The organism is Alteromonas sp. HB246098, assembly GCF_054890645.1.
Genome location: NZ_JBTZUG010000005.1, coordinates 162,509 through 187,247 on the forward strand (window position 1 = coordinate 162,509; position 24,739 = coordinate 187,247).

Here is a 24,739-nt window from a genome sequence, read left to right on the forward strand (position 1 = left end):
TTTAACTAAGGCCTCATTCGAGGCCTTTTTAATATTAGCCAAAACGGATAAAAATATTTGCGGTTAATCTACCGTTTTTTATATCCGTTGAAATATCGCTTTGTGGTTCAATCAATGCACTGTGTAAAAGGTTACCTGGATAAATGACCATCGTATTGTAAGTGTAATCAATAATGTCAGTAAGCGTAAAAAGAGGGCAAGCTCTCGAAGGATACTGAGACATTGGTGTTTCATGCGAGAGTTCTTTCTGTAATGTATTTAGATAAGGTGCTTCATCATGCTCCAGCAAACGAAATATTTTACTTTCGTTATGCCGAAAAAAACCGGTTCCACCGTGAGGAGGCTCTGAGAGGTAACACAAGGCAGCAAATTGAAAAGGATACACGTCGTCATAATGAGGTATTCTTTGCATAACGCCAAGTCTAGATGGTTCGGTAGTAATTAAAGAGAAATCGGCTCCCCTTAACTGCGGCACTAAGCTATTAGGGATATTAAAAACTTTTCGAATCGAACGTATGGCAGCCGTTACAACGGGCTTAAGCATCCAAAGTGGAATAGGCGTTCTAACGCCGGGGTAAAAAGTACTACTTTGTTTAAAGCTATGATTTAATTCTATCCAATTCACAACTTTGTCAGGATGCTCGAAAATTTTAGTTGTTACAATGACTTTGGCTTGGCCTTCGTGGATGCCACGGACAAAAGTCTTTTCTGAAAGAAGCATTTCGAATATTCTTATTCTTCGCTTTTAGCGTATTGTTTAATGAAATCAGTATGCGAAGGAAACCTATCGACCTGTCGTCTTACCTGTGAATAAATATTTTCTAAAAAGCTGCTAAGCTCAGCTGGCTCCATAGCATCAGCGATTGCATGGTAGGACTTTGGGTAGAGGCCTTGTCCCAGCATAACTTGTAACCACGAGTCTTCTCCAAAAAGCTCTTCATCTTGTTTATATACATGGCCTGATGAACTAAATAGTGCGATTCGCCTTTCCAGGCTTTTAGGTACTGCCATTCCTTTACAAAAACGCCAAAAGGGTGTGTCCTTGCGGGCTGTGGCGTGGTAATGAAGAATGATGAAATCACGTATATTCTCCATTTCAAAGCGCATACGTTGATTGAAAAGCAATTGGTTGGGTACATAATCCTGATTGTTGGGGATTAGCTGCAAAAGACGAATGATACTTTGTTGAATTAGATGAATACTCGTAGACTCTAATGGTTCAATAAATCCACTCGAAAGCCCGATAGCTACGCAGTTTTTGTTCCAATGCTGCCTGCGAGTGCCAGTTTTAAATTTAAGTAAACGAGGAGTAGTAATAGGCGGGGCTGCTAGGCTTTGCTCGAACATTAGCTTGGCATCATCATCATTGATGAATTTATCGCTGTACACCATTCCGTTACCAGTACGATGTTGAAGTGGAATTTTCCAACGCCATCCAGCATCGTGCGCGATTGACCGTGTAAACGGTACCTTGCATTGCTCTGTCAGTGTCGTTTGTGCCACAACAGCACTATTCATAGGGAGCCAATGACCCCAGTCCTCAAATCCGGTATTTAACGCCTGCTCTATTAACAAGCCTTTAAATCCCGTGCAGTCAATAAACAGATCGCCGTAAACAGTCTCATTGTCGTTCAATGATAGCGACTCGATGGTGCCGTCCTTTTCAGACATGTTTACCGCGGTGATTCTTTGCGGAATGTGATGTAGCCCATTTTCGATCGCTAGTTTTTTAAGAAAAACTGCGTAACGGGTAGCATCTAGGTGGTATGCGTAATTTCTAGGCTGCCCAGGTGCTGTAGCAAACTGTCCTACCCTGCAAGCGAGATGTTCTACGCAATAATCGCCCAGTGATTTGCTTATACCTAATTTTTGACCGCGAAGCCAAAAGTGTTGAAAACCAGCTGCCCAACATCCTTTTCCTAAATAGCCGAACGAGTGAAGATATCCAGCATTTTTCTCATACCAGTTATCAAATTGTATCCCCAACTTAAACGTTGCACCTGTAGCTTTCATGAACTCAGCTTCGTTGATTTTAAGTAAATCATGAAAAACGTGAAGTGATGGAATGGTAGCTTCTCCAACGCCTACAGTAGGTATATCATCGGCCTCAATAAGGGTAACTTTGACTTGGTTACCAAGCAGTTTTGCGAAAGCTACACCGGCCATCCAACCAGCGGTTCCTCCTCCCGCTATAACTATGTTTTTGTATGAATTAACACTCATTGTCTTAACCCCTATCGCTTTAAATTATTTGTCATTTGAGCCCGAATCTTTTTTTGTATGTCATTAGGCAGAGGACTTGTCAGCCTCTCGCGTGCACTAATCGGTATGTGTTCAGTGTCCGCACTATCGTGCTCAAATACATAGTATTTGAAAACGTCTAACCAGCCTTTACGTTGTGCTTTTGGCAAATCACGCACTGCAGCAATACAATAGGAGAGCGCGTCCATTGGACGTAACTGTTGGGAAGGAGTCTCTTTATGTTTGTACCAAAAATTCAACAGCGTATTGATTCGTTTCTTACCTTGCACGTGATGCCACCACAGTGACGGAATGAAGATGGCGTCGCCTTCTGACAAGGTAGCAGTCATCGCGCTATCTAAGGCGTTTTTAAATCTGGGGTATTGCTTTTCATCAATATCTGCAAAATCTACCAAGCTTATCGCTTGACCGCCGGGGGCCCTGTGTATAGGTCCTGGATATAAGTTGACGATGGATTCAGGCGGAAATAAGGTGAATGTTCTCTGACCTGTAACGTTGACCGCTAAATTCTGTAATACGTCATAATGTGCTCCTACCGAGCAAGCGTTGCCTATCCAAAGATTAACAATTGAATCAGTGGGAGCCCAAGGCGCGTTTATCATGGAGAATAGTGTTGGAAAGGCATGAGATACAGGCGTGCTTCCTAAGTAGCAGCACGTATCTCGATCTATCAGTTTTTTAGCAAAAATATGAAAAACGTCACGGGATTGGGAGAAGTTAAAGCCGGAAAAATCAGAGTTATAAAATATTCTGCCTTTTGCCGATGGAGGAAGCTCGAAATACGGTAAGGTTGTTTCAGCAGCACAATTACTTAACAAATGCAGAAAGTCGATATCAGTGCTTACACAAGAATACAGTGGCCATTGTGCAGCGAACCGTCTAACGACGAATGGTTCGCTGGACATTAAATAGTGTAAGGGATCGCCTTCGAAAGTTTCTAACGACAGCTCTGGTAAATTTGGTAGCGATGTGATTTGCATAACGACCTACTATCGCTGACTTTTTTCACTAATTGCTTGAACATTTTGAAGTGATGCCAGCATAAGGTAGACCGCTTCTAAATAATTTCGGTCATGCAGAATCTTTAGCTCGTCAATACTCAATGACGAAAGTTTATCCTCATTGATTGTATTAAACCCAATGAGCTGCTTGTTCCCATGAGTTGACTTTATGTTCAAAGTGACGGGCTCAATGAGCGCCAATTCATTCAACGTATCAATAAAAGGTTGTGAAGAGACTAGGCCATTGTGAAGGTGCTCTAATATATCTGTAATCTGGTCTAGGTAGGGGCTATTGCCTCCGTGAGGCAAGAAAAGTGGTAGCCCCTCTCCGCGAGTATTGACCTGTGGAGAGGTGGTATCTAGTGTGACGATGGGAGTCGAAGTAGAGTCTGATTGCTGAAAGCCGATAGAAAATGGTAAGCGTTGTGCAGATAGTGGAATATTACGAGCGCGCCACTCTCCGTCGGAAACAAATACATTTTCTTTTGCACTTAGTCCACATAGTACTACCGGTGTGAGGGTACCGTCTTGAGTTTGTTGAAATAAAATTGGGTACTCTCTCATGACGAGGCGAAATTCTTGAATGAAGGTGGGATACACCCAGCTTATATTGCTGTTCGCTTCAGTAAATGTTGTGTTTATATAAATATTTGCGTGATCAATATTATTAACAACTTCAATGCTAGGCATATTTTTTCACCTTATTGTTCGCATGATGTAACTGAGTAAAGTAGTGTCTTTGAGTTGGCAGGGCATTCACTAAATGATGGTTAAACGAAGGATCCGCGACTTTTACTTTCATTGCGGGCAAGTATTGTCGAGCACCTGTTAGAACATAATGAAAACTGTTGTGCGAAAATAACGGCGTTTTCATTTCTGTATCGTAGATTGAAGCTGGTAAAGCTTGCCAAATGAGTAACTTTTCTTTCAGTGAGGCAGGGAGGGAGTCTTGAGACCTTACTTCCCGCCAATAAGGCGAGTCATTTCGTGTAGATAAGGCGTAATGAAGTTTTAAAAAATCTACTACTTCCTGCCAATACTCAGTCATCAATCGGTTAAAGCGCTTCGATACTGCTGCCATTGAAGTCGATTTATTTGTCAGATGCGATGCGATAAACAATGCTGATTGTTCTACTAGCGCTAACGCAGTAGCTTCCAATGGTTCGATGAAACCTGCAGCCATACCAACCGCAACACAGTTATTACGCCAAAATGTAGTTCTATAACCAGCTGTAAATCTTATTTCTTTAAAAGAAAGGTCTCGCAATGAGAGGTAAGGGTCTTGTTCTATATACCCTCGCAATTGTGCTTCAACTGATGTTTTGTCTGAGAAACTTGTTGAAAAAACGTGACCGATACCTCGACGACTTTGTAAACCTATATCCCAAATCCAACCGTGTGATGTGGCAGTAGCTCTCGTACTTGAGTATATCGGAGCGTCGCTTTGATTGTACGGGACTCGGCAGGCGATAGCACAATTGTTCGGTAATATGTGACTTACGTCCGTCAATCCCACATTATAGTGGCCGTTAATCAAGAGACCCTTTGCGCCTGAACAATCTATAAATAGATCACCTTCATAACTCGCGCCTTTTAAACTTAGCACCGACAGCAAGTTGCCTTCGTGATTGACTTTACACGTTGCTATATCATCGTATTGATGAAGTACACCTAGAGCGCTGGTACAGTGTTGTTGTAACAGTGCAACAAACTTGTCAGCGTCTAAGTGATACCCGTAATTTGCAGTAAACTCATAATCAGTTGCACTGAGTAATTTAGGCGTTCTGTGGTGTCTTATTAAATCTACCTGAGACGATTGCTTAGCGGTTATCTCAACATTTGTTTCCTCGTGCTGATGAGCAGCCTGGCGGTCGGGGGGAGAGAAAGGGTGATGATATCGGTCGTCGCCCGCTATCCAGTTTAAAAATGTCGACCCTTGCTTGAATGTTGCGTCGCAGGCAAGCAGAAACGCAGTTTCACTAATGCCAATCGTTCTGAGCGTCGCACGCATTGAGGGCCAAGTTCCTTCACCGACCCCCAACGTCGGAGTGTTAGCTGATTCAATAAGTGTTACTGTCAGCTGACCTGTTACAATCTGTGGCTGATGCTTAGCAGCTATTAATGCTGCGCAAAGCCAGCCTGCGGTACCGCCGCCAACAATAACAACTTTCATATCATTCACTCTTTGTAAGCGTTGTACGTAATGATTCTGCCGTCATCGTCATGGATAATTTCAGTCATTTTTACACTGCGCAAATGTGACTGTCCTTTTGACAAGGTACTATCGTGATAAAACAGATACCATTTATCGTTGTATGAAACGATACTGTGGTGATTGGTCCATCCAAGAACAGGTTCTAATATAGTGCCTTGGTATGTGAAAGGACCAAACGGTGAGGCGCCAGTAGCATAGACTATTTTGTGTGTATCGCCTGTGGAGTAAGAGAAATAATAAACACCTTCGTGCTTATGCAGCCATGCGGCTTCAAAAAAGCGGCGGTGGTTGTCCCCTGCTGTAATAAGTTCACCGAGTTCGTTATAGATTAAAATTTCTTTAGGCGCTGTTTCTAATGAAATCATGTCATTAGAAAGCTTTGCTACTCGAGGGCAAAACGCAGGATCGCTGGCTTCACGGTTCGCTGCATAGATGGAATATTGATTGTTCTCCCAATGTTCCAATTGTCCCCCCCACAAACCACCAAAATAGAGATAATAACTACCGTCGTCGTCTTCAAATACTGCAGGGTCGATACTGAAAGTCCCCTCAATGTAACTATTTTCAGCTTTAAACGGACCAGTAGGTGCCGATGAAGTTGCTACACCGATGCGAAATAAGCCATTTCTGTCCCGAGCAGGGAAATAAAAATAGTAGGTATCTCCCTTTTTCGCAGCATCGGGTGCCCACAACTGCTCACTAGCCCACGGAATGTCCTCTAGTGACAATGCTACACCGTGGTCAGTGGCCTTTTGTAAGTCTTCTGATAATGACAAAACGTGGTAGTCACGCATAGCGTACTGGTCACCGTCATCATTTACAGAGGGGCCGCCTTCTTGTTCAATGTCATGAGAGGGGTAGACATAAATTTTACCCTCAAAAACATGAGCAGATGGATCAGCTGTATAAATGTGTTCTACAAGCGGTTTATCCTTCTGGTTCTCCGTAAGCGTCTCTGCACGCTCTGCATCTTTAATTTGAACTTCTTCTGCATGACTTAATTGCATATTAAACCTGTTAACTACTTTGAAAGCGAATGTTGTATATCTATAACGGCTGTTTCACTTAGCCGATAGCGCGTGATGAAAATAAATGCAGCTGCCGTACAAAGAATAGGAATTCCGGCAAATGCGATGAGGATTCCTTGAAGGGCTTCTGCACTTTGTGGTTGGTTTGCGATATAACCAAACACTGAAAGCAGCCATCCTGCTATAGCACCTCCAATAGCGAAACCGAGCTTTATCGCTAATAAATGGCCTGAAAAAGCAATAGCTGTAAGCTTTTTACCACTGATTTTCTCACCAAAGTCGATGGTGTCTGCCACCATTGAAAACATGAGTGGTGTGATGATCATATGAGCAAAATTGGCAATAAAGAAAAGTGAGAATATGACCGCAACTGAGGAAGGCGGAACAATGAAAAACAAAATGTGAGATATAATAATGACGATTAAAGCCACTTTAAAAAGACTAATTTTTTGAATTCTTTTTGTCAGAAGGTGAGTAGATACTGCGCCTAATACAGAACCTATAGCTGCGACAGTTAAGAAAGAAGAAATTAGATCAGGCTGCTCTAAATAGTATTTTATATAATGAGGAGCAACTGAGGAACGTACACCAATAAGGATTAGAGTGAATAAGCTAATAAGCGCTACTAATGTCCACTGGCTGTTTTTTAACAGCAAATAAAAATCAGAGAGCTTGGCTTTCTCCTCTCCCTCAATTTGTACCTTCTCCTCAGAAGTTAGAAAATAGCACAGAACAAAACACAGAATGGCTAATACGCTCATAAACAGCATAGCGATTGGGTAGCCTTGTTGGTCGCTGCCTTTACCAAAAAACGCTACTAACTTTGGAATAGCCCACACTACTAAGAACATGGCAAACATGGCCATAGCAAAGCGATAAGATTGCAAAGAGGCTCTTTCGGTAGGATCCGTCGTCATGGTTCCTCCGAGAGCACCGTAGGGAATATTAATAGCTGTGTATACGGTCATTAATAATCCGTATGTGACGTATGCATAAGCCAACTTGTAGTTGTATGACCAATCGGGTGTGTAGAAAGCGAGAACAGCGAAAATGCCAAACGGGATGGCTAAATAGAGAAGGTAGGGTCGATAACCTCCAAGTTTTGCTCGGGTACGGTCAGCTATAGTACCCATAACAGGGTCTGTAATGCCGTCAAACAAGCGTACTACGAGCAACAAAGTACCTGCTGCTGCTGCCGTTATTCCGAAAACATCCGTGTAAAAAATCAACATAAAGTTAGCAACCATTTGAAAAACAATGTTGCTAGCAGTGTCGCCTAAACCATAACCAAATTTTTGTTTAACACTTAATGCAGTAGCTTTCACTAAACATCTCTCTAATTCTAATTGTCAAAAATACTATAACTACTAAATGTTAATGTAAAGTATACTGTGTAAAAGTTATGTCTAGTTAAAAACTTAAAATTGTAACGGCAATGGTAAAAATGATTGTTTGTCTTACTATGATATGTCCAGCAGAATTTATGGTTCCAATGACTATAAGGGGAATTTTGTGAATCGAAGAATATTTGTTGCGTGTGTTGTGAGTGCCATCGTATGGATGACAGGTTGCAGTGGTGAAGTTAATAGGAGCGGAAATACAGGCGAAGATTTTAGCTTAAAGAAAGCCTTTAATGATAAGTACAGTATAGGCGCTGCGGTTAACGAACGGCATATTGCTAATGTTGCTGAGAGCAGATTGATTGCTCACCATTACAACACATTAACGCCAGAAAATATGATGAAATGGGAGGAAATTCACCCTCAGCCTGGCACATTTTCTTTTACTCGACCTGATGCATTAGTGGCCTTTTCAAATAAACATAGTATGCAACTTGTTGGGCATACACTGGTTTGGCATAGCCAAACACCTGATTGGGTCTTTCATCGAAAAGATGGCAGTGAGAAAAGCAGAGATGAACTCTTGCAGCTAATGAAGAGGCACATAACTGCGGTAGCGGGCCGCTACAAAGACAGTGTTTATGCATGGGATGTGGTGAATGAGGCATTTAATGAAGATGGTACTCTTCGCGATTCAAAGTGGCGAAGCATAATCGGTGATGATTACCTAGAGTATGCATTTAAATTTGCCCAAGAAGCTGCACCAAATGCAAAACTATATTACAACGATTACAACCTATTCAAACCAGAAAAGCGTAATGGTGTCGTTGAACTGGTTAAGAAATTGAAGGCAGAAGGGATTCGCATTGATGGTGTGGGCATGCAAGCACATTATGCTCTTGAATATCCCAACTTCTCTGATGTTGAAGCAAGTATAAATGCCTTTGCTGCAGTTGGTGTGGATGTGATGATCACTGAACTAGATATCTCGGTATTGCCTTTTCCGGATGATAAAAATATGGGGGCTGATGTAGGGGTATCGCTTGCTTTGCAAGACGAGTTCAACCCCTATGAAAATGGCTTGCCCTCAGATAAACAGGAGGCATTGTCGTCGCGATACCAAGCTTTATTTGCCATATTTAATCGTAACAGTGATAAAATCGGACGCATTACTTTCTGGGGAATTCACGACGCACACTCGTGGCGAAATGATTGGCCTATGCCTGGTCGAACAGATTATCCGCTGTTATTTGATAGAGATGCGAATTTGAAAGACTTTGCTAAACGTCTGCCAGGCGCATAGAAAGGGTAGCTTTGCCTAATAATTTAAGGGGCGGCGGTCAGGCCGCCCCAAAAGTGTTAAGTAATAGGTATCGGCTTGAATTAATGATTGTCTAGAAAGTTATTGAAGAAATTTTGAGTGTTATCAAGTTTATCAAGACCGAGTATCCATGAAATTTCTACTAAGTCTGAGAAGTCTACGCCTCCTTTATCAATCGTTTCATTCAGGTAGCGACCGTTTATGCCGTTGTACTGGGATGATATTGAACTAGCTAGACTCCAAACGGTCGAGGTTCTTTTTATTTTTTCGAGATTCTTTGCATTGAAAGATGGGTCGTTAAAGCCAGGTGAACCGTTATCGGTAATATTTCCATCAGGTATTTTAATGTAAGTGGCGTTTTCTTTAACAAATTGCAAAGCATCGGCACTGGTGTTCTCTTCATTCCATTCACTGTGTTGAACAACTATTATTGAAGAGTGAGGGAGGCTCCCAAATCGTGACAAATACGTCCGCATAACTATTGCTGTATAGTCGCTTTGCCCTGCTTCTGCAATCCATACCTTACCTCCAGTACTTAAGACATCATGCATCTTTTCAATAGTTAACTTTATGGAGTCAGCGAGGTACATGTGTGCGTCAGTCCACTTATCATTGAAAACTTTATCCATTAGTTCGTCGGCAGGCACATATAATCCACTTTGAACGCCATAAGTTCCGGTGACTGCCAATACATTTATGTTCGAGAATGAAGGATGATTAAAAACTAGATCAGACGCGGCTATGGTGTGAACGTCGTCCACATCCGTTTTTAAATCAAAGTTCAGCAGTAGTAAGTCATTACTTTTGTCGAAAAGTGGTTTTCGTATTTCATCTGCCGACGCAAGGCAGGATGTGAAAACTAATATTGAAAGAAAAAAAGGCAATTTCATTGTTTGCTCCTGTTGAGTTTAAGTTTTACCGACTATAACAGGGGGGGAACTGCGCGCTTTTTTCGATTTTTAATAATGTTGTAATTAAAATTTTGAGTCTATATTGAGGCTTAGGAGCAAGTATCTTCAAAATTCGAAATTGAAGCCATGTTCGCAAAGCTTTTGATAAACAATAGGATCAAAACGATAGTAGTTTGCGGCTCTATGAGTTACCCCTTTCTGCTTTTCCTTGCAGTCTACTAGCAAATTCATTTTTAATATCTTTCGTCGGAAGTTTGGTTTATCAAGCTTAATGCCCCAAATTGCTTCGTAGACTTCCAGTAGCTGCTTTAACGTAAACTTATCAGGTAGTAAGTTAAATCCTATAGGTTCAAATCTAATCTTTCTTTTTAACTGTTCTAATGCGACCTCTACTAATTCATTGTGATCATAGATAAGTGGTGGGAGATTATTAGCGGGATACCACGAAACGTCGTCAGCCGTGAAACCGGGCTCGAACTTGTAGTTCTCAGGTCTTACTAAAGTGTAGTAAGCAATCGTAATTACCCTATCGAGGTGAAATCTATCTGGTTCGCCAAATGCTCTGAGCTGTTCCATATGGAAATCTTGCTCTCCCGTTATGTCGCTGACTAATCTTTTTGCCGCTTCATCAATGCTCTCATCAAAGCCAATCCATCCTCCCAATAGCCCCTGCTTTCCTTTTGCATCACCTTCGTTGTACTTAGCTACAAGAACGTTGAGCTTACCTTCAATAATACCAAAAACAATATTATCTACAGATAAGTGGGGGAGGTATGGGCCTGCGTAAGAAGGGAGTGAAGTTGGCATTAGTTACCTATAGTTTGTCAAAAGATAATGTTAATAAAAAATAAAATAATTTGCCAATATGTTATGGTCATTATTACAATATGGTTGTAGTGTGCGGCGATTATTTATGCATGATAGTTATTAGAAAACACTAAATCATAATAGTCATAATGAACTATTCAACAAGAAATTAATACTATGACAAAGGAGGTATGGTTTGTTTGACATTAAGCACAGTATTTCTCTCCTCTTCAATGCCAATAAAATCTATGACCGGCAAGTCATCGAGGGTGTAGGAGTCTATCTACAAGCTTCAAAAGTAAATTGGAATGTATATCTAGAAGAAGACTTTACCGCAAGATTGCACCATATAGATGACTGGTCGGGGGACGGTGTTATTGCTGATTTCGACTCTTTAGAAATTAGAAACGCATTGTCGCAATCAGATAAACCCGTAATCGGCGTGGGAAGCTCATATTTTGATAAGGAAGACTACCCACCAGTACCCTATGTCGCTACCGATAATTATGAAGTAGTTAAGCAGGCATTCGAGCATCTAAAAAACCGTGGTTTAGAACGTTTTGGGTTTTATAGTGTACCATCAGACGACTCTCATTTATGGGCACTGCAAAGAGAAAAGATTTACAAGCACCTAGTTAGTTCTCAAGGATATGAAGAGTTTTTTTATCAAGGAGTGGTAACAAGTCCTGATACTTGGCACTACGCAATCAATAGGCTTGCTGACTGGCTAGATAGCTTGCCAAAGCCAATAGGCATTATCGCTGTTACAGATAGTCGCGCGCGACATATTCTGCAAGCTTGTGAGTTGGCAGGTATTGCGGTGCCGGATAAAATCTCGGTTATTGGTATTGACGATGACGATATTGCTCGTCACTTAAGTCGAGTTAGTTTAAGCTCGGTAACGCAAGGTGCAGTAGAAATGGGTTATCGAGCAGCGAAGCTCTTACACCGCAGACTAACTCGCCCTTCAACCGAAAATGTAAGAGTATTGGTTCCTCCTGCTGGCGTGTCAGCTCGTCAATCATCAGACTACAAGTCACTCAAAGACCCTTATGTTATACAAGCGATGCAGTTTATCAGGCAAAACGCGACCAAAGGAATCAAAGTTGATCAAGTTACCGATTTTATTGGGATTTCTCGCTCAAACTTAGAGCAGCGGTTTATATTGGAACGCGGACATACAGTTCATAGCGAAATACATAATGAAAAGCTCAATAAAGCGAGGAGTTTGCTAGAACAAACGGAATTACCTACTAAGTCTGTTGCTTTACAAAGTGGTTACCCTTCACTTCAATACATGTATGCTGTATTTAAAAAGCATTTCGATTTAACTCCTACCCAATACAGGGAGGAGCACTATAATCGAGCTCCAAGTCCAAGGTGAGTAAGCCCCTGCTAGGCAGCAGGGGAACAAAGTACTTATTCTGGATGATAAATTTTATATTCTCCCGAAACATGTAGAAGACTTAGCATGTGCAGCATTCCATCGTAGTACCTATACTTTCCTGTCGGTGCATCTTGCTGCCACAAATAAGTGATCATCTCCTTAGCAAAGTTGTTTTCACTTATTGTCGCTCCAAATGCATTCATTGCGGTTCTTCCGTGGCTTCTATAGTTAATACCAGGCTCTCGAGTACCATCGACTTCGTAAATCGCAATGAAATCGCCAAACGTATTTACCTCATTTGAAAAGAAAGACACTTGCCTTTCTACAACTTCTTTTAAATCATCGTTCTCGCTTAACCAATTGTAATCAAGTGCGAGGTTACCCATTACCCTAAAAGAGTCCCAAGCACTTTTATGACTATTACTGTTGAAGCTTGTTACTTGAGGCACGCCTTCGTGAGATGCGTAGTCACTATATAAGCCGGTTACAGGGTGGGCAGCTTTTAAAAGATAAGCTCTGCTTATTTGTGCTACTTCATGCCAATACGTGTTGTTGTCGTCAGCCCATATAGCCCATAAATCGTAAAATGCAGGGAGGTGATAAGAGGGATCAGAAAATGATGCGATGTTTAAAGTAGTTACAAACTCCACTTGCTTGTATGTCGGATGCATCATTAGACGAGTAGATGATGAGTTCGTATAAATCATATCAGAGAGTATTTTGTTTGCTTCTCTCTTATAGTCAAAAATGCCTTCGCTACTTCCCCATCTGTTGTTGGCTAGAAACAAAGCCATTGCAAAAAACTCTTCGCCGTCCGGCGCTGGATTTGTTGCAATTGGTAAATAAGGTGGCTCTGCATTCAATTGCCATGCAAAAAAGTGCGCATGTGGACCTGACTTATTTTGAATTTTTGTTTTAGTAAACTTCCACAATTTATCGAACGTTTCTTGATCATTCATCATCACAGCAATAAACATCCCATATGACATGCCTTCAGAGCGAATGTCATTTGAGTCTATTGCTTTGATGAATGCCATATCTTCTCCTGCTGCAAATAGGAGACTTTGACCATTATCTGTAGAAGGCGGAGCATTTATCGCAGTGCTAACTTCCACATTATCAATTACGATGTCGCCTTCAATGTCGGCTGATTTTCCATTTGCAATAAATTGAACCCCGACACCTTGAACACGGGAAAAGTCAAAACTGTCGCTGATATAACCAAATGAAGTTTGCGAACTAATATTTTCGAATTTTATTGTGAAAAAAGTATCCGAAGGGTGCGGAGATACGCTCGCGTATCCTACAAATGCAGGCTGCTGATTAGCATCTTCTAACAGTAGCTGCGTAGTTAAATTCCCATCTTCAATATATGTGTGAGGTATATAAAGATCAAAGCTAACGGAAATACCGTTTTGAATGTTCTCATTAATAAATGCTCGGTTCTTAAAGGAAAATACGTCTCCAGAGGTTTCCCATCTAGGCGAAATAACAACTGACTGACCACTATGGTTTGTTGCTATTTCTAATCGCGAACCATTGTCTGGAGTAGTCTCCCAATTTTCCAAGCCTAACTCGAATGATTCGCTGTACAAAACAGTACTGCTATCATCGCTAGCGCTGCTTCCACTTTCGGGTATAAGTTCAAATAGTTGGGAGTAAGTCGATTCAAGCTTATCAGAGACCGCTTGTTGTGACGCAATACCGAGCTTTGAAAAGAAATTTGTATATGTTCCAGTGTGAAAACTCGAATTTGTCGAAAAGGTGTCTGAAATACTATACTCAGCGTCAAAAGTGATTTCCCAAGTGATTGTATCATCTGAGAAAGCCTCCCGCCTATCATGTATAAAGACCAAACTATGTTCTAGAGTTTTTACTGATTGTGAGGCTAAAAAGCTTAGTTTTATTGGTTCAGATTGTATAGACGTGGTTTGCGTTTGGGCGTTAGGTGTTATAGCAATATTAAACGCATCAGCTTCATCGTTCGAAACAGTCACGTTGAAAGTATATTTAAATTCATAGCGACTTATCCGCTGTTTATCGACGAGATGCAAACCGTCGATTTGAATTTGGGCTAGTGCTGAATTCGACAGAAAACAACTGATGTTAACTATTAAAAATAAGCTTAGAAATGGCACTTTAGAGAGTATCATGGCTTAGCGCTCCGTACGTATGTCTTAGAAATTACTACAATAAGTACCAATAAAAAAACGACCAAAGTCTTTGGCTCATTAACAGATACAGATTTCAGCGTTGAGTAGCCAGAACTTAGCACGGCAAAGGTCGAAGGGTCATAAGTTTCAAAATAAAAAGGAGCGCTTGCTATTTCACCCATACCGTTCCAATCAAATGTAATAAGAACACCTTTCAAGTAATTATTAGGGCCTATAGCTACAGTACTTGAATAGAAATCTGCAAAGCCAGGTTCGTTTACTCCTAATATTTGGTCTGGCTGTACGGCGAAGCTATCCCAGTCAGCTGGCGTAGAAGTAATAGAAATACCTGCGAAAAAGTCATAATCAAAATAAAGTGTAAAAGCTTTAACTGGAGCACTGGAAGTATTAAAAATTGCAAATTCAACTTCGTAGCTACTGCTATCTATTTTTTTTAGCGAGTGCTCAATAAGCGCAGCATTAGCCGTATTGACGATTACCAAATGTAAAACTATCAACATCCTCAAAAAATTGAGTAAAACGTTTTTTCTTACAAGCATTACAAACTCCAATCATAGTTATAGTCAAATTGAAGTTAAGTAGGTTAATTTTTAATCTTAACATTTCAATAACAATTTGGCTGGAAGTGTAAATTCATAAATGGAATACAAAGACTCGTAAAGAGCCTGTGGGATAGACTCCTGTTAATTCGTAATTTAACAGCGAGTCTATAGGGAGAGAGCTTTGTTTTTTTGTTGTTTTCGCAATACAGCGAGAGTATTGATGGCTACTTTGCTTGTCGCTTTTTCAACCAGTGTATTAGCAAATGAATTTAATGTACTCCTTTTTACAAAAACACAAGAGTGGCACCACAAATCTCAACATAAGGCGGTAGAAGCTATATATAGCCTTGGTGAGCGACACTCCTTCTATGTTGAATGGCATGAAGATGCAAATATGTTTGATCAACAAACGCTCCAAAAATTCGATGCAGTAATTTTTCTCTCAACAACCGGCGACGTACTTAATAATCAACAGCAACAGGCATTTGAAAAGTTTATACAAAGCGGAAAAGGCTTTGTTGGTATACATAGCGCCAGTGATACCGAAAAGTCATGGCATTGGTATCAAAAATTGATAGGGCGTACTTTCATCATTCACCCGCCTGTACAAACAGCCTTAATTAGCGTGCTGGATAGTGGCTTTCCGGGCATGCACGCGTTCAAAGACAAGCAATTATGGACTGATGAGTGGTACGAATTTTCTGAGCCTAAGGTTGAGGGCTTGAACTATTTGCTCTCTGTGAATGAGAATTCGTATAACCCCGAGGCTAAATGGGAAGCAGTCAGCGGAAATGGGATGGGGGGCTTTCATCCCATTGCGTGGTTTCATTATTTTGATGGAGGACGCTCTTTCTATACGTCTTTGGGTCATATGGCAGCTACCTACGACGTAGAATCGTTCCAGTGGCATTTATTTGGCGGTATTTATTGGGCAGCAACTGGTAAGGGAGTAAAAAAACTCTCTTTGCCCATGAAGCAATAGGGTGACAGCAATGATTGATAATAAAGCTCTTTCTCTTGAAACAATTTTTGCTCATAGTTCAGTCATCTTTGTATGTGTTGTGGCAACTATAGGTGGTTTCTTATTTGGCTTTGATAGTGGAGTCATTAATGGAACCGTTGATGGTCTCCAATTGGCTTTTAAATCCGAGAGTATTGGTACAGGACTTAATGTATCAAGTATGCTAATCGGGTGTGCCGTAGGCGCATTTTTCTCCTCTTGGCTGGCTGGAAGATTAGGTCGACGCACAATCTTACAATTTTCTGCTGTTTTATTCGTACTTAGTGCTTGGGGGTCAGGTATTTCTACAAGCAGTGGAGAGTTTATATTTTATAGAGTTATCGGTGGTCTCGCTGTTGGAGGGGCATCTATAATCGCGCCCGCTTATATTGCAGAGGTATCGCCTGCAAAGTATCGAGGAATGCTCTCATCTATTCAGCAAATTGCAATTGTAAGCGGTTTATTCTGTTCATTTATCAGTAACTACCTGTTGGCAGATATAGCATCTGGCTCGACAAAAACGCTTTGGCTGGACTTCGCAGCCTGGAGATGGATGTTTTGGATGGAGTTAGTACCGGCGGTCCTTTATTTCGTTTTGCTTTTTTTTATTCCTGAAAGCCCTCGCTTTTTAGTGACCAAAGGCAAGATTGAGCAAGCAAAGTCTGTATTTAGAAAGTTATTAAATGAAGATGTAGTGCAAAAAATTAACGAAATAAAGCTATCAATAGAAGGAGAACGACAAAAGTTAAATGTAACTAAGTCGTCTTCTACTAGGAAATACTCGGTTCTTTGGATTGGTATAGGTCTGGCAAGCTTCCAACAGTTAGTCGGTATCAATGTCGTTTTCTACTATGGCGCAGTACTGTGGCAAGCTGTGGGGTTTTCTGAGAGTGACTCTCTATTAATAAACGTGATAAGTGGTGGGTTAAGTATATGTGCATGCGCCATAGCGCTACTTGTTATCGACAGGGTAGGGCGTCGCCCTCTTCTTGTTATGGGATCGGTTGGTATGTCACTCTGCCTAATAATAATGTCGGCATGTTTCTACCTAGCTGATATAGATTCATCAGGGAGTTTAGTTCTTGGGGGCTTGGGGCCGCTAGCGTTAATTTCGGCGAACCTATACGTGTTTTGCTTTAATTTTTCTTGGGGGCCTGTGATGTGGGTTATGCTTGGTGAAATGTTTCCAAATAGCATAAAGGAGACTGGCCTAGCTGTATCAGGCCTTGTCCAGTGGGGAACAAACTTTGCCGTAACCTTTACTTTCCCGGCTTTGCTCTTGGGTATTGGATTGTCGGGAACATACAGTCTATACGCCGCCTTCGCGATGGCTTCATTGGTATTCATAGTTCTACTTGTAAAGGAAACCAAAGGTAAAGAGTTGGAAGAAATGTAAGTATAATTCAACAAATTTCATATTTTCCGCTTTTACATTGGTAAAGTTACAGTTCGCTTATTGTCCAATAAATACGGTGCATTTTAAAACTGTACCAACCATTGCGCTATGCTTACGTGGGTTCTGAAGTAGCCCTAAATTTCATATAGCCGACCTCTGCAGCGAAATACTCAAAACGTGATAGCTACTCCTTTCATTATCTAGGCCCCTTTTAATTGACAACAACATACCTTCAAAATTTATTATTATACCGATCGAAGTTATGTTTATTTGTTTAGCTGTCGCCCCTCTTAAATACACCTTATATATTACGAAGTGTTCACATTATTTTAACAAGTGTAATGAGCGTATGTGACGAATCAGGCGCACTTCATGTTGAACCGAGAGAGTTGTCATTCTTTAAATGTACATGAAGTGTTGAATATTTGAAATTAATTTAAATAAACGAGCTTTTTATGAATAAACGAGTAATTGCAATATTAGTTGCACCTTGCCTAATGATGTGTAGCGCTCTCAATGCCAGTGCGGCGTTTAATCAATCACCACCAGAAACGGGAGCTTCAGAAACTAACGGTAGTTATCGAAATCTGGCCAATGAGTTTGGCAAAACCGGTATCCAAAATAAACTTACTTCTAACTACAGTCGCATGGTTTCAGGTTCCTCGCGTATATACTATGAATACGGAGATAACCAAGCATACATTTGGACTCCAGATAGCAACGATGTAAGAACAGAGGGGCAATCTTGGGCAATGACAATTGCGGTTATGATGGACGACCAAACTCGCTTCAATAAACTTTGGCGATTTGCCAAAAACCACCAACGTAATCCCTTAAATTCAGGCCCTAACGAATTACGAGGTACGTTTAAGTGGCAATTGCGGGTTAACGGCAATTCGGTCAGCGTTATCGACCATGCACCAGCTCCAGATGGAGAACTATATTACGCATTTGCTTTGTTAAATGCTGACGCTAGATGGGGCAGTGGTGGTACATTCAATTACAAAGCTGACGGTGAGAGTGTATTGAATACGCTGCGCACAAAATTAATGAATAATAAAAACATTATTTTCTCGCCCTATTGGACAGGGATTACCGACCCCTCTTATCAAATACCAGCTTTTTACGAGTACTTTGCTTATAGAGCTTCATCTAACAAGCAGTTTTGGAGGGATGCTGCTAATACGAGCCGTGCCTTTTTAAAGTCTCACTTCAACAAAATTGTCGATAAGCTGCCTACCTATCTTGCTTACCACAACGGCTGGCCCGCTACCTCAACTGAAAAACTCGATTGCAATAACGATGGTATTAAAGAGGAAAACCCAGACAGATTACTTTTCTGTGGGCAACCTAATCCCGGTGATATGTACGAGTATGACGCATGGCGTGTTGCTATGAATATTGGTCTGGACGCTCACTTAACAGGGGCGGAACAGTGGCATAAAGATATTCTAAACGGCATATTAAATTTCTTTGATGGAGAGCGCAATAACGGAAACTGCACTTATTTCCAACGCTATCAGTGGGGGGGGCCGATTGGAACAGATAAGTGCGGAATAGGTCAAGTGGCAGCCAATGCAGTAGGTCTATTAGGGTCAACTGTATCAGCAGCAAAAGCAAGCACGTTTTTTAATGACTTTTGGAGCCAGGACTTTCCATCGGGAAGCTATCGCTATTACAACGGCAGTATGTATATGCTAGCTTTACTACATGCTACAGGAGAGTTTAAATTTCATGGAATGGCCAACTCAGGGTAATGAGTCACTCTGGTATTTATTCAATGGAAAAGGGCATTTACTTTCAATCCTATAGACTAGATAGAGGAAATTTGAAAACTTTTGTTTGGGCTATATCTGTTATGTAAAGAAGATATAGCTCTCAAATTAGAGCATTTCTCCCGCCATTTCGGTTTATGTCAGTTTGTTCTGCACGTTTGTACGAATCGTTGTAGGATTTGTTGACTCTTCATCATTAACGGGGGACATCCGCATTCATTAAACTGATTTTGCGAAGAATCATTTAATGGAGAGTACAGATGTCCCACGCAGGTACTATTTTAGTCATAAGTGAGTTAGAAATAGAACGTGTTTATAGATATGATTTTATTGAAGTGTGGGCAAAGCCCGCTAAAAAGCCTCTATGCAAGCATTGTGAGAGTCGACATTTACGCATAAAAGCCACACATAAGCGTACTGTGAAGCACACGCGCCAAGGTAATCAGGTGCTAACGTTACATTTAAAGGTACCTAAGTATAACTGTCGATGCTGTGGTCGTTATTTCAGGCACCCTTTTGTTGGGATCCGGCCACGCTATCGGGCGTCGGAGTGCTTTCGCTTAGAAGTCTTTGAAGCGCACCACGGTGGTGTTACGCAGCGTGGTATCTCACGCACGCACCGTAACAGCCCTACCACGGTTGAACGTTGGTACCAGTCTCACATCAGTCAAAAATACAAAGAAATCATCAGTCGACCTTGTCCTGAGATGTTGGGGATAGATGAACACTTTTTTACCCGTAAGAAGGGTCATGCGACGACGTTTGTAGATTTACGACATCGTAGTGTGTTTGATGTAAAACTGGGACGTTCTGAATTAAGTTTACGCTCGTACTTACGCCACATTCCCAATAAAGAAAACGTGAAGCTCATCGCGATGGACTTATCGGAAACCTATCGTGGTATTGCCAAACGCTATTTCCCTAATGCTACGATAGTCGCTGACCGTTTTCATGTGGTGCGCTTGATAAACTATCACTTCTTAAAAGCGTGGCAGCAACACCACCCTGAAGGACGTAAAAATCGGGGTTTACTTAGTTTGATGCGATGACATCAATGGCATTTAAGCGAAGAGAAAAACAGCAACCTACAACGCTACTTAGCTGACTATCCGGTGTTGAAAACACTGTATGAGGTCAAACAGAAGCTCATCAGGTATATGCTGTTAAAGACTATGAATGAAAAACGAATGGAGAAGACATTACCGAGGTTCTTAGACTTGCTTGAACAGTTACATCACAGTCCACTTCGTGCACTGGCCAAAACCTTAACTTCGTGGTTGCAACCTATCATCGCCATGTGGCGCTTTACACGAAACAACGGGATCACTGAAGGCTTCCACAACAAAATGGAAATGATATCAAGAAGAGCGTATGGTTTTAGAAACTTTGAAAACTATCGAATAAGAATGATGACCCATTGTGCTATGCCGGTTACCGGATGGGATGGTGTTATCAATCGTGTAAGGTGAATGCTGATCCCCCGTTTATGGGGTAGAGCTCTTCAGTATCTACTTCTACAAAGAAGAGATGGTACCAGTGGGCGGACTTGAACCGCCACGCTATCGCTAGCAGCGGATTTTGAATCCGCCATGTCTACCAATTCCATCACACTGGCATTGTGTATAGATATCAACGTGGTGTTGATGCTTGGCATTATAGCGATGCATCGCGCCTATACAACAATTTTTTGTGCTTTTTATGGTTAAGTGTCGAAAGATTGTCCAAAAGAGGAGGCGAATCTATTTATCACATTAGCAACAGCGTATTTCTACCAACCTTGGCTGTGTGTTTTATTGCTATAGCGGTGTCCATTAGAGATGGCAATTCTTCAGCATCATTCATACGTCCTTAAAAAGCCGTCCCTGGCTTTACGGTTGACACTGGTAATGTGCTAACCAACTCCTATCATTTGATGTGTGTTATTGGTCTATCAATAAGTCATCGAATGTAGTGTCGTCAGCATCTTGGGTGAACTCACGTCCATTTATTGGTAATGGCTTATCCGTTGGCGCTTGATTGAAGGCATCGCGGGTATAGCTAGAGAAAGACACCTGCTGCGCTTCTATGGTTACGCTAACAGAGGCCGTGACTTCTGAATTCACACCATCAGATACGGTAAAGGTAAAGCTATCGCTTCCGGTAACCTGAGCGTTAGGCGTGTAGGTAAAGCTGCCATCTGCATTAACTTCAGCACTACCTAAACTGCCGTTTTCACCAAGGCCGAAAGTCAGTGCGTCGCCATCTTCATCGGTTGCTGTTAACGTTCCATCAAATGCAATATCTGCTTGCGTTGTTAGCATTTGGTCGACCGCTACTGGCGCTGAATTTTCTTCAGGGGCTTGATAGTCGTTATCGTCGTCACTGTCGAAACAGCCAGAAAGTGCTAACACCAATCCTGAAGCAATCCACAAACGGTGTTGTTGACGATTTACTGACGTTTGCTTGTTAGGCGCAGTATTACCACTGCACTCATTAAATAACCTAATCTTTGTAGACATGATGGGTCTCCTTATTCAGAGCCAGCAAGTGGTGTTTTTAGATACGGAAATGACGTATCAATCATGCTAGCATCTACAGGCGCACCATCAGTGAATGGTACATTACCTACACTCGCGTCTTCAGGTGTACAAAGGCCAAGGTCTGTGTCTTCTCCTGCAACTGGAATGGGGTAGCATAAACGCCCCATTACTACGCGAAGCGCAATATCAACCACATCATCACCAGGGCGGCGACCATTTGGGAAGCCCGCTAAGTCATCGCCTGCTACACCGAATGTAGACTGGGATTCGGCAGGTGTCGCTGGAATACCTGTGTTTAGGCGCAGCATTTCTGATGCGGTTACGGTTGCTTGCTGGTTAACGCCTGGGAAACCTGTAAGGAACGCTGTCACTAAGTCCATACGCGGGAAGTTAGTCGGCGCAAGGGTCTCAATATCCGTACCCAGCGTAGCATTCACTGCATCTTTAAACAGAATGTTCAGTAGTTCTGGTAAAGATGGGTGAGTGACATAATCGGCAAATTGGCCATCTGCACTTGGATGAGAACTAGAGAATTTGTCTTTATCGCCAATACCAATAACAAGCTCGTTAACTAGCGGGCTACCTAAGCGAGATACTTGGGTCATTGCGCCGCCATTGGTTTCTGGCTTCTCAAAAGTAGCATCTGGGTTTAAAATGCGCGCTTGCGGCAAACTTGCCGTGGTCCAGCTACCAATTACGCCATTGCCTTCACCGGTAACACACGCTTTTGGTACTTCAATAGATAGGGCCGTCACGTTTTTGTCCACTAAATCATCATTCATAGTGCTTTGCGTAATGCCGCCAGGGAAGCCTTCGCCATCCCCCGCGCCCGGTGCGCTATCGCCTTCAACAGGTACATAATTTACCAAGTCGAATGTTTTGCCTAAGTTAACAACGAAGGGGTCTTTGCGCTGGCCAACAAATACTTTAGCCATGTCATCGCAGCCAGGGATATTAAATGAGTAGATGAAGCTTTCAGCATAGCGTGCGTATTCTGTTTCACTGGTAAAAGTTTTATTGCCGATGTAATCAAGAGGCTTTTTGAACATATCGCCCATTGCCGGGGTAAGCGTAGTGCGCGTGCCCGTTTGCATGTCGCCACTTACCATGGTGAGGCTATACATTTCTGAGAAGTTTGCTGCGCTTGAATCGTCTGCGCTTATACCACCTACATTTTTTAGTGGCACTTTCACCATTTTTTGCTCGCCTTCTGGGCCAATTGGCAGGGCAATGCCTTCGTTATCGGCAGCAAGCATATTGTTGAACTTAAATACAAAGCTTAAGTCTTCATTCGCGTCACCGTCGCTGTCGATATGAATGGCGTAGTGTGCATTCGGATCCATAGCAAAGTAGTTAGGGCCACCGTAGGCATCTTGCAGTGGAATATAGTTGGCAATAAAAGTCACATAGTCTTCACGGCCTTCTTCATAACTGTTGAAAGCGTAAAAATCTGTGCTATCTAAGGCTGGGTGGCGAGTAATATTAGGTGCTTCACGGTGACTTGACGCTATTGCGCCCGCAGTTACGGCGGCGCATGTCACGGCAATAGCCAGTGTTAGAGTTTTGCGTTTGAATTGGATCATGTTGGGTCTCTCTGTTTTTATGAGTTCAAAAGACCAAACGATTGAAGTTTCAACTTAGATGCAAAATTGTTTAAAAAATTAAAATAAAATTTTTATGAAAGGTAAAAGTGTACTGTCTGAAAGGCTTTTTTAAAAAAGCGATAAGTATAAATCGCAAAAAGGCCACGTAATGTGGCCTTTTGACTAAGTGCATAAGTGATTGAATTTATACGGAAACAATCGGTGCTATATAAAGTACCTCCGTTGGAGCCCCCGTTACAGAGCCGCCAGGTGCTTCTAAACTCACTGCCAACGCCGCGATACTTTGATCTAGCAGTATATCTGGTGTTGCTCTTGTATCGCCATTGGCTTCAGGCATCAAACCGAGGGAAATTGGCGCTTCACCGTTTGCCGGTACCATCCACAGCTCATAGTCTTTGTCTGCTAACGCCACGAAAGCATCGGTAACCTTAACATTCATAGTCGTGTCAGATACCTCTATCACCCACAGTGGCGTGTTATCAGCATTATTGACAACGGCGATGTGGGAAACCTCTGGGGTAGGTAAAGGTTGCATGACGAAAAGCAATACGGCCAACACCATCGCAGCAGCTGTGGATATGAGCGATAGGTTCTTCCAGCGCTTCTGCTTCTCTTGTTCAAAATCGACGATATTTCCGCTAATTGGCGCTGAATCGGCAACATTATTCGTGAATGTAGTATCGTTAGCCGCCTTGTGACCTAGTTTTGCTTGAATATTTTCCCATACGCCTTCGGGCGGTGCGACTGGTGGCAAGGTTTCAGCAAATCCAGTAAGGTATTGCTCCCACTGGGCAGTCGCGTCGCTCACAGCTTGATACTGCATCATTAGTTTTTGATAGCGGGTGCGCGCTTTACCGCGTAGCGTTCCAACCACATACTCCGCGGCAAGTGCGTTTAATCGCTCTTCTTTTAAATAATTCATAGTGATAGGCACCTCTGCAAGCTTTGCAAGCCTCGTCTTATCCAGCTTTTAATAGTTCCAAGTGGTGATGCCAAGTGAGTCACAACTTCTTGATGCGACATACCGTTAACATAGGCCAAATGAATAGCCTGGCGCTGCGGACCGTCTAATTCATCTAAACACGCGGCCAGCTTCGCTTGTTCCGCTCCCAGTTTAACTGTTTGTGCGCTTTCTTCTCCCGCTGAAGCGTCATCGTTTAGTTCCACTTCATTTCTTACGTTGTGGTAGCGAATCAAATCGAGCGCACGATAGCGTGCAATGCTAACCATCCAAGTAAGGACAGTGCCTTTTCCCCGTTGATAGTTACCGGCGTTATGCCAAATTTTTATATAGGCATCTTGGGTGGCTTCGTCAGCTAACTCTGGCCTTTTTAAGAGCTTTAAAGCAACAGCGTAAAGCTGACCACTTGTTAGCTCATAAAGCTTTGCGAAAGCTTCTTTGTTTCCCTCTGCTGTTTTACACAGCAGCGGAAACAGGGTTTCATGTTCCATTGATG

The 24,739-nt window shown here is 42.1% G+C and carries 20 protein-coding genes, 1 tRNA gene and 1 pseudogene; 6 read left to right on the forward strand and 16 right to left on the reverse strand.

Annotated features, from left to right (window positions below; translation table 11 throughout):
- Positions 1–34: 34 nt before the first annotated feature.
- The 7 genes from ACYTPF_RS12450 to ACYTPF_RS12480 are packed head-to-tail and all read right to left on the reverse strand — an operon-like array spanning position 35 to position 7,831.
- The gene (locus ACYTPF_RS12450; protein ID WP_461852427.1) at positions 35–721 is read right to left on the reverse strand and encodes a DUF6445 family protein; all 687 of its coding nucleotides are present in this window, start codon (positions 719–721) and stop codon (positions 35–37) included.
- A gap of 11 nt (positions 722–732) precedes the next feature.
- Entirely contained in the window at positions 733–2,223 is a 1,491-nt protein-coding gene (locus tag ACYTPF_RS12455; RefSeq protein WP_461852428.1) for a tryptophan halogenase family protein, read from the reverse strand.
- A gap of 11 nt (positions 2,224–2,234) precedes the next feature.
- Entirely contained in the window at positions 2,235–3,242 is a 1,008-nt protein-coding gene (locus ACYTPF_RS12460) for a cupin-like domain-containing protein (RefSeq protein WP_461852429.1), read from the reverse strand.
- A gap of 9 nt (positions 3,243–3,251) precedes the next feature.
- Positions 3,252–3,953, reverse strand: coding sequence for a SapC family protein (locus ACYTPF_RS12465; protein ID WP_461852430.1), 702 nt, complete (start codon positions 3,951–3,953; stop codon positions 3,252–3,254).
- Positions 3,946–5,436: a tryptophan halogenase family protein gene (locus ACYTPF_RS12470; RefSeq protein WP_461852431.1), complete on the reverse strand. Its 1,491-nt coding sequence runs from the start codon at positions 5,434–5,436 to the stop codon at positions 3,946–3,948. The genes ACYTPF_RS12465 and ACYTPF_RS12470 overlap by 8 nt, the downstream gene beginning before the upstream one ends.
- A gap of 5 nt (positions 5,437–5,441) precedes the next feature.
- Positions 5,442–6,485, reverse strand: coding sequence for a glycoside hydrolase family 43 protein (locus ACYTPF_RS12475; protein ID WP_461852432.1), 1,044 nt, complete (start codon positions 6,483–6,485; stop codon positions 5,442–5,444).
- Between the two features lie 14 nt (positions 6,486–6,499).
- Complete coding sequence (locus ACYTPF_RS12480) at positions 6,500–7,831, reverse strand: glycoside-pentoside-hexuronide (GPH):cation symporter (protein ID WP_461852433.1); 1,332 nt, start codon at positions 7,829–7,831, stop codon at positions 6,500–6,502.
- Between the two features lie 187 nt (positions 7,832–8,018).
- On the opposite strand from ACYTPF_RS12480, the gene ACYTPF_RS12485 reads away from it, so the two are divergent.
- Positions 8,019–9,149 carry an endo-1,4-beta-xylanase gene (locus ACYTPF_RS12485; protein WP_461852434.1) on the forward strand — a complete coding sequence of 377 codons (1,131 nt, stop codon included), beginning with the start codon at positions 8,019–8,021 and terminating at the stop codon, positions 9,147–9,149.
- Positions 9,150–9,229: 80 nt separating this feature from the next.
- Here ACYTPF_RS12485 and ACYTPF_RS12490 read toward each other — a convergent pair whose 3' ends face one another.
- Positions 9,230–10,057 carry a hypothetical protein gene (locus tag ACYTPF_RS12490; protein ID WP_461852435.1) on the reverse strand — a complete coding sequence of 276 codons (828 nt, stop codon included), beginning with the start codon at positions 10,055–10,057 and terminating at the stop codon, positions 9,230–9,232.
- A 126-nt stretch (positions 10,058–10,183) separates the two neighbouring features.
- Entirely contained in the window at positions 10,184–10,885 is a 702-nt protein-coding gene (locus tag ACYTPF_RS12495) for an NUDIX hydrolase (RefSeq protein WP_461852436.1), read from the reverse strand.
- A 196-nt stretch (positions 10,886–11,081) separates the two neighbouring features.
- Here ACYTPF_RS12495 and ACYTPF_RS12500 point away from each other — a divergent pair, with 196 nt between their 5' ends.
- Entirely contained in the window at positions 11,082–12,269 is a 1,188-nt protein-coding gene (locus ACYTPF_RS12500; protein WP_461852437.1) for a XylR family transcriptional regulator, read from the forward strand.
- 35 nt (positions 12,270–12,304) lie between these two features.
- On the opposite strand, the gene ACYTPF_RS12505 is transcribed toward ACYTPF_RS12500, so the two are convergent.
- Complete coding sequence (locus ACYTPF_RS12505) at positions 12,305–14,425, reverse strand: glycosyl hydrolase family 8 (protein ID WP_461852438.1); 2,121 nt, start codon at positions 14,423–14,425, stop codon at positions 12,305–12,307.
- Positions 14,422–14,985: a hypothetical protein gene (locus tag ACYTPF_RS12510; RefSeq protein ID WP_461852439.1), complete on the reverse strand. Its 564-nt coding sequence runs from the start codon at positions 14,983–14,985 to the stop codon at positions 14,422–14,424. The genes ACYTPF_RS12505 and ACYTPF_RS12510 overlap by 4 nt, the downstream gene beginning before the upstream one ends.
- Positions 14,986–15,208: 223 nt before the next feature.
- Here ACYTPF_RS12510 and ACYTPF_RS12515 point away from each other — a divergent pair, with 223 nt between their 5' ends.
- The 4 genes and pseudogenes from ACYTPF_RS12515 to ACYTPF_RS12530 all read left to right on the forward strand — a co-directional run bounded on the left by ACYTPF_RS12515 (position 15,209) and on the right by ACYTPF_RS12530 (position 20,628).
- Positions 15,209–15,970 carry a ThuA domain-containing protein gene (locus ACYTPF_RS12515; protein WP_461852440.1) on the forward strand — a complete coding sequence of 254 codons (762 nt, stop codon included), beginning with the start codon at positions 15,209–15,211 and terminating at the stop codon, positions 15,968–15,970.
- Positions 15,971–15,980: 10 nt separating this feature from the next.
- Positions 15,981–17,384 (forward strand): sugar porter family MFS transporter, encoded by a 1,404-nt coding sequence (locus ACYTPF_RS12520; protein WP_461852441.1) that lies wholly within the window; start codon positions 15,981–15,983, stop codon positions 17,382–17,384.
- A 455-nt stretch (positions 17,385–17,839) separates the two neighbouring features.
- A complete protein-coding gene (locus tag ACYTPF_RS12525) occupies positions 17,840–19,141 on the forward strand; it encodes a glycosyl hydrolase family 8 (RefSeq protein ID WP_461852442.1) in 1,302 nt (433 codons plus the stop codon).
- Between the two features lie 278 nt (positions 19,142–19,419).
- A pseudogene (locus tag ACYTPF_RS12530) lies at positions 19,420–20,628 on the forward strand (ISL3 family transposase).
- Positions 20,629–20,687: 59 nt separating this feature from the next.
- On the opposite strand, the gene ACYTPF_RS12535 reads toward ACYTPF_RS12530, so the two are convergent.
- The 5 genes from ACYTPF_RS12535 to ACYTPF_RS12555 all read right to left on the reverse strand — a co-directional run bounded on the left by ACYTPF_RS12535 (position 20,688) and on the right by ACYTPF_RS12555 (position 24,734).
- Positions 20,688–20,774: transfer RNA gene (locus ACYTPF_RS12535), tRNA-Leu, on the reverse strand.
- 304 nt (positions 20,775–21,078) lie between these two features.
- Positions 21,079–21,657, reverse strand: a complete 579-nt coding sequence (locus ACYTPF_RS12540; protein ID WP_461852443.1) for an Ig-like domain-containing protein — start codon at positions 21,655–21,657, stop codon at positions 21,079–21,081.
- 11 nt (positions 21,658–21,668) lie between these two features.
- On the reverse strand, positions 21,669–23,261 hold the full coding sequence (locus ACYTPF_RS12545) for a DUF4331 domain-containing protein (protein ID WP_461852444.1): 1,593 nt from the start codon (positions 23,259–23,261) through the stop codon (positions 21,669–21,671).
- A 205-nt stretch (positions 23,262–23,466) separates the two neighbouring features.
- Entirely contained in the window at positions 23,467–24,204 is a 738-nt protein-coding gene (locus tag ACYTPF_RS12550) for an anti-sigma factor (protein WP_461852445.1), read from the reverse strand.
- The gene (locus tag ACYTPF_RS12555) at positions 24,201–24,734 is read right to left on the reverse strand and encodes a sigma-70 family RNA polymerase sigma factor (RefSeq protein ID WP_461852446.1); all 534 of its coding nucleotides are present in this window, start codon (positions 24,732–24,734) and stop codon (positions 24,201–24,203) included. The genes ACYTPF_RS12550 and ACYTPF_RS12555 overlap by 4 nt, the downstream gene beginning before the upstream one ends.
- Positions 24,735–24,739: the final 5 nt, after the last annotated feature.